The following is a 12,919-nucleotide window of genomic DNA, read 5'->3' on the forward strand; positions in this document are numbered from 1 at the left end:
ACAGTCAGGTCAGCGGGTGCGCCGGCGGCGCTCAGCCGGCGAGCAGGATGGGGGCTGTCAGTCCGGCGGCGGTGGCGCCCAGGATGGGCCCCACGATCGGCACCCAGGCGTAGGCCCAGTCGCTGCCGCCCTTGTTCCGGATGGGAAGCACCGCGTGAGCGATGCGCGGACCCAGGTCACGGGCCGGGTTGATGGCGTAGCCGGTGGGACCGCCCAGGGAAGCACCGATGCCGACGACCAGCAGGGCCACCTCGAGCGGGCCCAGCTCGGAGGGTGTGGCCCCGAAGAGCAGAATCACCAGCACCAGCACGAAGGTGGCGATGGCCTCCGTGGTGGTGTTCCAGCCGTAGCTGCGCACAGCAGGGTCAGTGGAGAAGGTCCCTTTGATCACTCCGGGATCGTCCGCGGCATCATAGTGCTTCTTGTACGCCAGCCACGCGGCCACCGCACCGAGGAAGGCGCCGATGACCTGGGCAGCGAAGTAGGCGAGCATATGCGGCACGTTCGCAGCGATCCCGTCGGCGAACTCGGCCTCCCCGGAGACGAAGATGCCGGTGGTCACCGCCGGGTTGATGTGCGCCCCGGAGCCCCAGGAGACGTACACGGCAGCGAAGACTGCCAGCCCCCAGCCGAAGTGGATCATGAGCGGGCCGCCGCCGTTTCCTTTGGCCCCGGGGAGCAGGGCGTTGGCGACGACGCCGCCGCCCAGCAGGGTCAGGGTCGCTGTGCCCATGATTTCGAACAGAAAGATGGTTTCCACCGGATGACTCCTTTGTCACGGTGCTCGATGTGAGCTGGTTCTTCGTTCCTCTTAATCGGTCATGTGGTGCGGAGGGTCTGCTGGACGGGGAGCGCCTCGGCCATCGCTTGAGCGGCCTCGACGTCGGTGGCGGACTGCTCGGCCGCCAGGTGGGCTTCCACGTAGCTGGTGTAGGCCCGCTTCTCGTAGGCGGCACGTTCATCGTCCCACCCGAGATCGTCCCTGACCATGGCAATCACGTGATCGGCTGCTTCGAGCCCGCGATCGGCAGTCTCGTGGAAGAGACGAGTGCGCCTCTCCAGCAGGTCCTCCAGGTGCACGGCCCCCTCATACCGGGCGGCGTACACGTACTCGGCGCCCAGGTAGCCGGCGGCTCCGGGCACCTCCTCGCCGAGCTCAGGCTGCTCATCGATGAGCGCCAGCAGCTCCCCGAGCAGGGAGCCGTAGCGGCCCAGCAGACGCTGAGCCGTCGTCGGCGAGAAGCTGTGCTGCGCGGCGATCTCCTCGGCACGGCCGGCCCACTCGCCGTAGCCCTGCCCGCCCAGCAGCGGCAGACGCTCGGTGAGGGAGGCGCGGTCGGCGAACTTCTCTGAGATCGCGAAGTCCACGGCGTCCTCGGCCATGGACCGGTAGGTGGTCAGCTTGCCGCCGGCCACCGCGGAGAGCCCCGGAGCCAGCCGCATCACGGTGTGCTCGCGGGAGACCTTGGAGCTGGCGGCCTCGCCGGCGTCCACCGGCTGCAGCAGCGGGCGCAGGCCGGCCCAGGTGCCGATCACGTCCTCGCGGACAAGATCAGTGGACAGCACGGCGTTGGCGTGCTCGAGGACATAGTCGATGTCCGCGGCGTTGGGGGCGGGGACATCGACCGGCTCATGCCATGCGGTATCTGTGGTGCCCACTGACCAGTAGTCGCCCATGGGGATGATGAACAGCACCGACTTCTCGGTCTGGGTGATGACCCCGACGTGCTCCTGCGCCGGGATGCGGTCCTTCGGCACGGTGATGTGGATGCCCTTGGAGGCCAGCACCTTCAGCGCGGGAGCGGAGCCGTCCTCGGCGTCGTCGTGGGCGAGCTTCTCCTGCTCGCCGGTCCAGACGCCGGCAGCCATAATGGTCTCGCGGGCGTAGACGGTGGTGGTGTCCCCGGTCTCCCGGTCGCGGATGACGACGCCGGTGACCTGCTCCTCGCCGTGGTGCGTCTCACGCACGTACTCGACCACCTCGGTGCGGACAGCAACGTGGGCGCCGAGGCTGGCGGCGGAGCGGGCCAGGGTCATCACCAGGCGGGCGTCGTCGACCTGGGCGTCGAAGTACTCCAGGGCGCCGACGAACTTCTCCTGGTCCAGCCCGGCGAAGCGCTGCTGCAGACCCTTGCGGCTCATGTGGCGGTGCAGGGGGGCGCGGCCCTGTCCGGTGAGCACGGACTTCAGGCCGTTGCCGCGGACGGAGGCCCCGAAGGACAGGCTGTCGTAGAGGGTGACCCCGGAGCCGATGAATGCGCGGTCGATCGCGCGCTTCTCGAAGGGGAAGACGAAGGGCAGGCCCTTGACCAGGTGGGGCGCGGTGCGGGTCATGAGCAGGTTCCGCTCCCGCAGAGCCTCAGCGACCAGCTTGAAGTCGAGCATCTGCAGGTAGCGCAGGCCGCCGTGGACCAGCTTGGATGAGCGCGATGATGTTCCCTGGGCGAGGTCCCGAGCCTCGACGAGGCCGGTGCTCAGCCCGCGGGTTGCGGCGTCGAAGGCCGCGGCGGCGCCGACCACACCGCCGCCGACCACCATGACGTCCAGCGGATGCTCCGGACTGGTGCCGGCGAATGCCTCAAGCGCGTCGGCGCGGGAGGAGGGGTTCATCGGCAGAGGCTTCATGGCTCATCCTGTAGAGGTCGGCGTTGACTGTGACCTCCATAACATCCGAACACCGGTCTTTTTCTCAATAGGTATGCACATACGTGCACCAGTGGTTCAGAATGGGTTTATGAAGACCTCATACCGGGAGAAGATCGAGTACACGGCTGCACAGATGTACTACGCCGAGAACCGGACGATGCAGCACATCGCCAACGAGCTCAGCGTCTCCCGGTCCACCGTCTCCCGCCTGCTGGCCGAGGCGCGCGAGCAGGGCATCGTGCGGATCAGCCTGCACCCGCCCACCGACCGGCCCAGCGCCCTGGAGCACCGGATCGCCGAGGACTACGGGGTGACCGCGCATGTGGCCCACACCCTCAGCCGCGAAGACGCCTCCGCACGGCAGGAGGCGGTCGCCGCGCTGGCCTCCGGGGTGATCGATTCGCTGGTGGAGCCGGACATGGTGATCGGTGCCGCCTGGGGCGCAACGATGACCTCCGTGGTGGGTCGGCTGCCCGCCAAAGAGGTGCCGGGGCTGCAGGTGGTCCAGCTCAACGGAGCGGTGAATTCCCAGCCGGCCGGGGCTGAGTCCGCCGGGACCGGCCTGGGAATGGGGGTCGTCGAACGCTTCGCGCAGGTGTACGGTGGCCGGCCGCACCTCTTCGCGGTTCCGGCGATCTTCGACTACGAGCAGACCAAGCAGATGCTCTGGCGGGAGCGCTCGACCTCACGCGTGCTCAACCTGCAGCGCCGTGCCTCACTCGCCGTGTTCGGCGTGGGTACGTTCGCCGCGGGCAGGCCGTCCCAGGTCTACGCGGAGGGGTACCTGAGCCGGGAGGACCTCAACCAGCTGACGGATGAGCAGGTGGTCGGCGACATCTGCACCGTCTTTCTGCGGGGGGACGGGTCGTGGCGGAACATCGAGCTGAACAGCCGCTGCTCCGGCATCCGCCCGGACGAGCTCTCCCGCATCCCCCGCCGGGTCTGCGTGGTCAACGGCCCGCACAAGATCCCGGCGCTCCGCGGAGCCCTCGCCGCCGGCCTGGTCACCGACCTCGTCCTCGACCAAGCCTCGGCGGACCTCCTCGCCCACGGTTAGGCGGGCTGCTTCTCCGACTCATCGAGAATCTTCTCGATGGTGCGATGGCAGGTGCCGCAGCCGGTTCCTGCCCGGGTCTGGGACGCGACGTCGTCGATGCTCTGACAGCAGAGGGCGGCCTCCTGAACCATTCCGACCGTGGTGCCGGCGCAGCGGCAGAGAACATCCTCAGGGCCCAGCTCGGCCTCCTTGGTGGCATGCTCAGCGGCCAGCAGCGCGGTGCGGTCCGCAGCCGGCAGGGTTCCGCGCGAAGCGTGCATGGACAGCTCCGCTGCCGTCCGCGGCATCCCGATGGAGACGAACCCGATCAGCTTCTCCCCCTCGACGACGATCCGCAGGTACTGGCCGCGTCGCGGGTCAGACCAGGTGGAGACCTCCGGGGAGCTCGGATCCCACGGGTCGACGTCTGTCTTCCCGGCGCAGGCCATGTTCAGCGTCTTCGACTTCATCAGGATGACGTCCAGCCCAGCGGGCTGCTGCGGCCGGGCGAACTCGATCGGCTCCCCTGCGGCGTCCAGGTCCACCTGTGGTGCCAGGCCGAGGTCCTGCCGCAGGCTCGCCGCGGCGGCCTCGGCCTGCAGCCAGCCCGGGGCGATCAGCCCGGATGAGCCTTTGCCGTCCACCGAGGAGCAGTCGCCCACGGCGAAGATGTCCGGGTCGCCCGTGCTGCGGGCGTCGTACCCCACCGTGACACCCCAGGAGCAGGGCAGCCCCGCATCCTTCGCCAGCTCGTCCCGGGCGGCCACGCCGATGCAGACCACCAGCAGCGCCGCCGGGATCCGCTCGTCCAGGGAGGTGCGGACCGCGGTGAGCTTCCCGTCGTCGGAGACCACCTCGCGCACGTCGGAGGCCGCCCGGACGTCCACGCCCACCCGGAGAAGCTCCCGGCGCAGGAGCATGCCGGCATCCAGGTCCACCTCACGGCTCATCGGGATGTTCCCGCGGTGCAGCAGCTTCACCTCGCGCCCCATCTCAGCCAGCGCCAGGGCCGCCTCCACGCCGAGCACGCCGCCGCCGAGCACGACGACGGGCTGCTGGGCCTGAACCTTCTCCCGAACGGCGAGCGCATCCTCCATGGTGCGCAGGGGCACCACCCCCTGGGGCATCTCGGCACCGGCACGTTCGGCGTCGAGCTTTCCGCCGCGCCGGGCCTCCACCGTGCAGCGGGGCACCCGGGGCTCAGCGCCGGCCGCGAGGACGAGCTTGTCGTAGGGCAGCCGCTCGCCGTCGGAGAGGGCCACGATCTTCGCGGACCTGTCGATGCGGGTGGCCTGGATGCCCCTCCGCAGGTCCACACCGTCAGCGGCGAGCGCCTCCGGGGAGTCGATGACCAGCTCCTCGGGAGCGATCCGGCCGACGCTGACGTCGCCGATGCGGATGCGGTTGTAGGCGGGACGCTGCTCAGCGCCGATGATGGTCAGTGCGACCTGGCCGGCACGGACCTCGGGCATCAGCTCCTCGGCCAGCCGGGAGGCGACAGGCCCGAACCCGACAATGACGATGCGGGACGCGCTCATGCGGCTGCTCCCTCCGGTGCTCTGGCCCCCTCCGGCGCGGGCCGTTCGTGCGGTGCGGCCGGCCGGATGGTGGCAGGGGTGGATTTGAACTCCGGCATGGAGCTCTCCGGGTCGGTGAGCCCCCGGGTCAGCAGGTTCGCTGTGCCCGAGCCGGGGAAGTGGAAGGGCGCGAAGACGGTGTCGGCGCGGATCCCGTCGGTGACCTCCACCCGGGCGAGCATCTGCCCGTGCGCGGACTCCAGCACCGCGTACCCGTCCTCCGAGAGGGCGTACTGGGCGGCCGTGGCGGGGTGGACCTCCACATAGACCTCCGGCTGGGCTTCGGCGAGCGCGGGGACCCGCCGGGTCTGGGTTCCGGACTGGTAGTGCTCCATCAGCCGACCAGTGGTGAAGGTGATCTCCCCGGCTGCGCGAGGCTGGTTCTGGCGGCGGGGACGGATGGCGGAGAGCTTCGCCTTCCCGTCGGCGTGGGCGAACCGTTCGGAGAACATCCGGGAGGTGCCGATGACCGGCTCTCCGGTCATGGAGGTCTCACCGGAGCTCAGCGCCGAGGGGACCGGCCAGTAGGCGGCGCGGCCGTCGTCGAGCATCGCGTAGTCCAGCCCGGAATAGTCGGCCTTCGCTCCGCGGGTAGCCTCCCGCAGCTCCTCGAAGACCTCGGCGGGCTCAGTGGGCCAGGCCGACGGCGCACCCAGCCGGCGGGCGAGCTCGGCGAAGATCCACAGCTCCGAGCGCGCACCCTCCGGCGGCTCCACGGCACGACGGCGCCGCAGCACCCGGCCTTCGAGGTTGGTCATGGTGCCCTCCTCCTCGGCCCACTGCAGGACAGGGAGGACGATATCGGCCTCCTCGGCGGTCTCGGAGAGGAAGAAGTCGGCGACGACGAGCAGGTCGAGCTTCCGGAGGTTCTCCACCACACGGCCGGCGTCGGGCGCGGAGAGCGCGATGTTGGAGGCGTGGACGAACAGTGCCTTCACCCCGTCGGGGCCGGCCATCTGGTGCAGCAGCTGGGTGGCGGGCTTGCCGGGGCCGGGGATGTCGGCGGCGTCCACGCCCCAGACTTCAGCGACCCGGGCGCGGTCCTCCGGGTCGGCGACCATCCGGAGGCCGGGCAGCTGATCGGACTTCTGACCCATCTCGCGGCCGCCCTGGCCGTTGCCCTGGCCGGTCAGCGTCCCGTAGCCGCCGCGGCGGCCGCCGCTCTCCCCCGGCATCCCGCCGCCGGGCAGACCCAGCAGCAGGGCGAGGCTGATCGCGGCACGGGCAGTGTCGGTCCCGTCGCGGTGCTGCTCCACACCGCGGCCGGTGAGGATGAAGACGGGGTCGCCGCCGTGGCGGGCAGCGTGCGCGGCGTGGCCGAGCTTCCGTGCGAGCAGGCGAATCTGGTCGGCACCGACTCCGGTGGCCGTCTGGGCGCGCTCGGGCCACCAGTGAGCGGCCGAGCGCCGGAGCTCCTCCAGGCCGTTGGTGCGGGCAGTCAGGTAATCGGCGTCCGCCCAGCCCTCCTCGAGGACAACCTGCATCACGGAGAGCAGAAGGACCAGATCCCCGCCGGGGGTGGGCTGGATGTGCACGCCGGCGCCGTCGGCGGTCAGCTCTGCGGTGGCGGACCGGCGCGGGTCCACCACGATCAGCCCTCCCTTGTCCCGGACGCCGTCGAGGTGCTGGACGAAGGGCGGCATCGTATCGGCCACGTTGGAGCCGAGCATCAGCACCGTGCACGCGCCGTTGAGGTCGGTGAGCGGGAACGGCATCCCCCGGTCCAGGCCGAACACCAGGGTGGAGGCCTTCGAGGCAGAGGACATGCACCAGCGCCCGTTGTAGTCGATCTGGGAGGTTCCGAGCCCGACCCGCGCGAACTTCCCGATCGCGTACGTCTTCTCGTTGGTCAGCGCCCCTGAGCCGAAGACCCCGACGGCATCCTTCCCGTGCTCGGACTGAATGGTCCGCACCTGGTCAGCGACGAGGTCCAGGACCTCCTCCCAGTCAGCCTCCCGGAAGGCGCCGTCCTCCTTGATCAGCGGGGCGGTGATCCGGTCGCTGCGGCTCTTCAGCAGCTCATGGGCGGTGCTCCCCTTGCGGCACAGGCGCCCCTGATTGGTGGGGAACCTCGCGCCCGCAGTCTCATACGCGTTCTCCTCGCCCGGCCGCTCGGTGACCGTCAGGCTCATCGCGCACTGCAGGGCGCAGTACGGGCAGTGCGTCTGCACTGTCCGTCGTCTCGCCGGGGTCCCCGTCTCCGGGGCCTCGCTGGCAGCCATAGGCGGCGTCGTCATCTCTCCTGTTCTCAGCCGTGGGCGGGCGCGGGCTCGCGCGGGGCCACGGATGTGTCCTTCGGCGGCATCTTCTCGCGCTCGTTGGGGGTGGTGGTCAGCAGGTACATCATCCGCTCCTGGACCTCCCGGTAGCGGGGGTCGTCGATGATGCTCACCCGGTCACGGGGCCGGGGGAGGTCGACGTCGATGATCTCGATGATCGAGGGGTTCGGCGGTGCGCCCATCACCACGATCCGGTCCGAGAGCAGGATCGCCTCATCGATGCCGTGGGTGACCATCACCACGATCTCCGTGTCCGACTCGGACTTCCACAGATCGATCAGCTGGTCCTGGAGCCGGGCGCGGGTCAGTGCGTCCAGGGCGCCGAAGGGCTCATCGGCCAGCAGCACCGCCGGCTCCACCGCGAAGGCCCGGGCCACCGCGCACCGCTGCTGCATGCCTCCGGAGACCTCGGAGGGCTTCTTGTCCTTCTGCTCCCAGAGGCCGACGGCGCTGAGGTACCTCTCCACGCCCTCGTCGATGCGGGCCCTGCCCCAGTCGGGCCGGGCCTCGCGGACGGCCACCGCCACGTTCTCAGCCAGCGAGAGACGGGGCAGCAGCGAATAGTTCTGGAACACCATCGCCCGGTCCGGGCCGGGCCCGTCGATCGGCTCACCGTCGAGCGTGATGCTGCCGCCGTCGATGCTGTTCAGCCCGCCCATCGCGTTGAGCAGGGTCGACTTCCCGCAGCCGGAGTGGCCGATCAGGGAGACGAACTCGTTGCGCTTGACCTCCATGTCCACGCCCCTCAGGACGGACTGGACGCCGCGCTTGGTGTCATAGGACTTCCAGATGTGATCGATGTTCAGGCTCACGACTTGTTCTCCTTCTTGGACAGGACGTCGACGGCCTTGAGGAACAGCCAGTCTACGACCAGTCCGATCAGTCCGATCCAGAGGATGTTGGCCATCATCTGGTCGAAGCGGCTTCCGTTGTAGGCCTCCCAGGTGTCATTGCCGATGCCCACCGCGGTGCCGAGCATCTCGACGGCTACGATCACCAGCCAGGCCATGCCGAAGGCCAGACGCATTCCGGTGACGATGGAGGCGAAGGTGTTCGGCAGCAGCACGTGCCGGATGTAGGCGGCCCGGCCGAACTTGAACACTTGGGCGACCTTCTTCTGGTCCTCGGGGATGGCGGAGGCCCCGGCCGCGGTGTTGATCGCGATCGGCCACAGGGCGGTGATGAAGATGACCCAGATGGAGGCCTGCTCGGAGTCCATGAAGATCACTGCGAAGATCGGGAACCAGGCCAGCGGGGAGACGGGGCGCAGCAGCTGGGCCACCGGGTTCGCCGAGTTCCACCATTTGGTGGAGGTGCCCATCGCCAGCCCCAGAGGGATGCCGACGGCGGCCGCCAGCGCGAACCCCTCCAGCACACGTCCGAGGGACAGGCCCAGCAGGATCGCAATTCCGCCGGCGCCGAACGGGTCGGAGATGTCCTCGATGATGCGGGCTCCGACCTCGGGCGGCGCAGGCAGCCGGTCCGGGGCGAAGACCCACCAGAGCAGGACGACGGCGGCGAAGCCCACCAGCCCCCAGCCCAGTGCTGAGAGGTAGGCCGCCGAGGCTGACTTCCGCGCCGGGGGCGGCGGAGTCTCTCCTGTGCCGGAATGCGGGGGAGTCCCGCTGCTGTCCGATGCTGTGACTGTCTCCTCGGCGGTGGCCGTGATCTGGCTCATGACCGGTTCGCCTCCTCTTCGGGATTGTTGGGATCGAAGGTGGCACCGTCGAGTGCCACCTCGAAGGGCTCCATGTCGTCATCGGGAACGTCGATGCCTTCGGCCTCGGCGACCTCCCGGTAGAGGTCCTGCATGACGATCTCGTCAACCATGTCGTAGTCGACCTCGTCGGCGCCGAGCTGGCCGGAGCGGACGTACTGGGACAGCGCCCAGATCCCGTGGGACTTGCGGGGGAAGTTCACGAACCCGTCGTTGAAGTAGAGCATCTGGGTGTCCTCGTACTGCTCGGTCGTGCCGTCTCCGAGGTCGTACTCGCCGAGCATCCGGGATTCGATGTCCTCCACCGGTGCGTTGACCCACTCCTGCGGGGAGATCAGCTCGGCGGCCTCGGCCCGGTTGTCCGGGTTGTCGAGCCATTCGGAGGCCTGCAGGATCGCACCCATGACGTCGCGCAGCACGTCCTCGCGCTCCTCGGCGAACTGGGTGTTGACCACCAGCGCCTTCTCCGGGTGGTGGGTCCACAGGTCCTGGGTGGCCAGGTGGGTGCGTCCGATGTCGCGGGAGACGGTCACCCCGGGCCAGGGCTCGCCGACGCAGTAGGCGACCATCTCGCCGCGCTCAGCGTTGGCGACCATCTCCGGGGGCGGGGTGACCTGCAGGTTCACATCATTCATCGGATCGATGTCCATGGCCATCAGCCAGTACTGCAGCCAGAGGTCGTGGGTGCCGCCGGGGAAGGTCATCGCCAGGGTGGGGTTGCTCATCCCGCGCAGCGCCTCTCCCGCGGCGTCGATATCCCCGTAGCCGACGTCGGGAAAATGCTCATGGGTGAGGTTGATCGCCTGGCCGTTGTGGTTCAGCATCATCGCGATCCGCATGTCGCGGGCGCCGTTGCCGCCGATCCCGCTGGCCACGCTGAACGGCATCGAATAGAGGCAGTGGGCACCGTCGATCTCGCCGGACTGCAGGTTGTCCCGGGTGGTGGCCCAGGAGGTCTCCTTGCGGACCAGCACGTTGAGGTCCCGCTCCTCGAAGTACCCGTTGATCTCCGCGATCGCCAGAGCCGCGAAGTCGGTCAGGGCGATGAAGCCCAGAGTGACGTCGCGGGCGCCGTCGCCGGCGGTCTCGCCCTCCTCTGCGCCTCCGCCGTTGCCGCTGATGCCGAAGGCGCGGCAGCCGGTGAGCAGGGAGGCGAGCGAGACGGCGCCGGTTCCGGCCAGAAATCTGCGTCGGTCGAGTGAGTTCATGACGCCCACACTAGGAGCCGCCTATTTCACGGCCGTATTGGCCATGTGACCGATGATTGACACGAACCTCACCGGCGTCCGGGCTCGGAGTGAGACGGCGGGGATGACGGCACCGCCCAGGGGCGATTGGGGTTTCTCGTGAAGTGCGCGTATGCTGGTTGAGCATTCTCCGGATAATCCCGTTTATCTGTTGCTGACTCCCGGCGCAGCTGGATACCCCAGCTGGTAGGTCCGGTGGAGTTCTGTTGTTCTGTGTGCGGGTCGACTCCGGAGCCGTTCCCCGGCCTGAGTCCCCGTGATCCTCGCTTCAGCGAAAACCATCCGATAAGTCCTGCCGTGCCCATGCGCAGCCCTGCTCCCTGAGCGGGCTGCTCGAGCACGAGCGGTCGACGTCGTCGGAGCGCTGAGGTGCGGCCACGGTGGCCTGAGGCCACTGATGTGACAAGGAGTCACCCGCCATGTCTGACACTGAGACCCCCTCCATCCCGCCGTTCTCCGAGCTGGGCCTGGACTCCCGGGTCATGGCCGCCATCGAGGCCATGGGCTACGAGACCCCCTCCCCCATCCAGGCGGAGACCATCCCGCAGCTGATCGCCGGACGCGACGTCGTCGGGCTGGCCCAGACCGGCACCGGCAAGACCGCCGCGTTCGCCCTGCCGGCTCTGACCCACATGGCCAACGCCCATGATGCCGGCACCCTCGGCAGCCGCCCCAGCACCCTGGTGCTCGCCCCCACCCGTGAGCTCGCCATCCAGGTCGCCGAGGCCTTCACCACCTACGCGAACAAGGTGGACGGCATCTCCGTGCTGCCGATCTACGGCGGCGCCCCCTACGGCCCCCAGCTGCAGGGGCTGCGCCGCGGCGCGAACGTGGTGGTCGGCACCCCCGGCCGTGTGATCGACCACATGGAGAAGGGGTCCCTGGACCTCTCCGAGGTGGAGCACCTGGTGCTCGACGAGGCTGACGAGATGCTGCGCATGGGCTTCGCCGAGGAGGTCGACAAGATCCTGGCCCAGACCCCCGCCGACAAGCAGGTGGCGCTGTTCTCCGCAACCATGCCCACCGCGATCCGCCGGATCTCCGAGCAGTACCTCAACGACCCGGTGGAGGTGAAGGTCAAGGCGAAGACCCAGACCAGCTCCAACACCCGGCAGCGGTTCCTGTTCATCAAGCACCACGCCAAGCCGGAGGCGCTGGTCCGGATCATGGAGACCGAGGCGCACGACGCCGCCATCGTGTTCGTCCGGACCCGCTCCGCCACCGAGGAGGTCGCCGGGATGCTCAACGCACGCGGGTTCCGCGCCTCCGCCATCAACGGCGACGTCCCGCAGAATCTGCGGGAGAAGACCGTGGAGCAGCTGAAGTCGGGACGCATCGACGTGCTCGTCGCCACCGATGTGGCCGCCCGCGGCCTCGACGTGGAGCGGATCAGCCACGTGTTCAACTACGACATTCCCTTGGACACCGAGTCCTACGTGCACCGGATCGGCCGCACCGGCCGTGCCGGCCGCTCAGGCGAGGCGATCCTGTTCGTCACCCCGCGCGAGAAGCGGATGCTGCGCTCCATCGAGAAGGCCACCCGCCAGGACGTGGAGCAGATGAGCCTGCCCTCGGTGGCCGACGTCAACGCTTCCCGCCTGGAGAAGTTCTCCGAGCGGATCACCGCCACTCTCTCCGGCGAGGACCTCGAGGAGTACCGCGGCCTGGTGAGCAAGTACGTGGACCAGCACAATGTGCCCGCCGAGGACGTGGCGGCCGCACTGGTCTCCATGGTCCACGAGGGCCGCTCCCTGCTGCTGGATGAGAACGACGACGCCGGCATGCGCGGCGCCATGCCCGAGTTCCGTGAGGATAAGGGCGGCGACCGCGGCGGCGGGTTCGAGGACCGCGGCCCGCGCGCCGAGCGGGGCCCCAAGGGCGCACCGTCGGCCGCGCCGGGCAACGCCCTCTACCGGCTGGCCGTCGGCCGCAACAACCGGGTGACCCCCGGTCACGTCGTCGGAGCGATCACCGGTGAGGCCGGGCTGACCGGCGCCCAGATCGGCAGCATCGACATCCGGCCCACCCACACCCTCGTGGAGCTGCCTGAGCAGCTCTCCAGCGACCAGTGGAGCGCCCTGGCGAAGACCCGGATCGGCGGCGAGCTGATCCGTATCGAGAAGGATGCCGGCGCCCCTGGGCCCCGCTCCGGCGGCGACCGCGGCGGATTCAAAAAAGGCCCCCGCAAGGCCGGCTTCAGCGGGAAGAAGAAGGCCCGCCACTGATCGCAGATCGCCGCGCTGAGGCGATTTGAGCGGCATGAATATCCGGTGCTAGGATGTTCTGTCGTTGCCCCAATAGCTCAGAGGTAGAGCGCAGTCTTGGTAAGACTGAGGTCCCGGGATCGATTCCCGGTTGGGGCTCGCGAAAATAGGGCCCGCGCAGCGCAAGCGAAGTTGCGCGGCGTGGGCCTTTCG

Annotated in this window: 9 protein-coding genes and 1 tRNA gene; 3 read left to right on the plus strand and 7 right to left on the minus strand. The window is 69.1% G+C overall.

Annotated features, from left to right (window positions below; all coding sequences use genetic code 11):
• Positions 1 to 31: 31 nt before the first annotated feature.
• Entirely contained in the window at positions 32 to 760 is a 729-nt protein-coding gene (locus tag FWJ47_RS01365) for an MIP/aquaporin family protein (protein ID WP_147103154.1), read from the minus strand.
• 59 nt (positions 761 to 819) lie between these two features.
• Entirely contained in the window at positions 820 to 2,625 is a 1,806-nt protein-coding gene (locus FWJ47_RS01370) for a glycerol-3-phosphate dehydrogenase/oxidase (RefSeq protein WP_147103156.1), read from the minus strand.
• 109 nt (positions 2,626 to 2,734) lie between these two features.
• Here FWJ47_RS01370 and FWJ47_RS01375 point away from each other — a divergent pair, with 109 nt between their 5' ends.
• Positions 2,735 to 3,703 (plus strand): sugar-binding transcriptional regulator, encoded by a 969-nt coding sequence (locus FWJ47_RS01375; protein ID WP_147103157.1) that lies wholly within the window; start codon positions 2,735 to 2,737, stop codon positions 3,701 to 3,703.
• Here FWJ47_RS01375 and FWJ47_RS01380 read toward each other — a convergent pair.
• Genes FWJ47_RS01380 through FWJ47_RS01400 form a run of 5 tightly spaced genes read right to left on the minus strand, consistent with a single transcriptional unit; the run spans position 3,700 to position 10,463 of the window.
• Positions 3,700 to 5,220, minus strand: a complete 1,521-nt coding sequence (locus FWJ47_RS01380) for an FAD-dependent oxidoreductase (protein WP_147103159.1) — start codon at positions 5,218 to 5,220, stop codon at positions 3,700 to 3,702. The genes FWJ47_RS01375 and FWJ47_RS01380 overlap by 4 nt on opposite strands.
• A complete protein-coding gene (locus FWJ47_RS01385) occupies positions 5,217 to 7,496 on the minus strand; it encodes a molybdopterin oxidoreductase family protein (RefSeq protein ID WP_246126110.1) in 2,280 nt (759 codons plus the stop codon). Before FWJ47_RS01385 ends, FWJ47_RS01380 begins: the two co-directional genes overlap by 4 nt.
• Before the next feature lie 11 nt (positions 7,497 to 7,507).
• On the minus strand, positions 7,508 to 8,350 hold the full coding sequence (locus tag FWJ47_RS01390) for an ABC transporter ATP-binding protein (protein ID WP_211358946.1): 843 nt from the start codon (positions 8,348 to 8,350) through the stop codon (positions 7,508 to 7,510).
• On the minus strand, positions 8,347 to 9,216 hold the full coding sequence (locus tag FWJ47_RS01395) for an ABC transporter permease (RefSeq protein ID WP_147103161.1): 870 nt from the start codon (positions 9,214 to 9,216) through the stop codon (positions 8,347 to 8,349). Before FWJ47_RS01395 ends, FWJ47_RS01390 begins: the two co-directional genes overlap by 4 nt.
• Positions 9,213 to 10,463, minus strand: a complete 1,251-nt coding sequence (locus FWJ47_RS01400; RefSeq protein WP_147103164.1) for an ABC transporter substrate-binding protein — start codon at positions 10,461 to 10,463, stop codon at positions 9,213 to 9,215. The genes FWJ47_RS01395 and FWJ47_RS01400 overlap by 4 nt, the downstream gene beginning before the upstream one ends.
• Before the next feature lie 458 nt (positions 10,464 to 10,921).
• On the opposite strand from FWJ47_RS01400, the gene FWJ47_RS01405 reads away from it, so the two are divergent.
• Together FWJ47_RS01405 and FWJ47_RS01410 are read left to right on the plus strand one after the other, a co-directional pair.
• Complete coding sequence (locus FWJ47_RS01405) at positions 10,922 to 12,727, plus strand: DEAD/DEAH box helicase (RefSeq protein ID WP_147103166.1); 1,806 nt, start codon at positions 10,922 to 10,924, stop codon at positions 12,725 to 12,727.
• Positions 12,728 to 12,793: 66 nt separating this feature from the next.
• Positions 12,794 to 12,865: transfer RNA gene (locus tag FWJ47_RS01410), tRNA-Thr, on the plus strand.
• The last annotated feature ends 54 nt before the right edge of the window (positions 12,866 to 12,919 follow it).

The organism is Nesterenkonia populi (genome assembly GCF_007994735.1).
Classification (GTDB): domain Bacteria; phylum Actinomycetota; class Actinomycetes; order Actinomycetales; family Micrococcaceae; genus Nesterenkonia; species Nesterenkonia populi.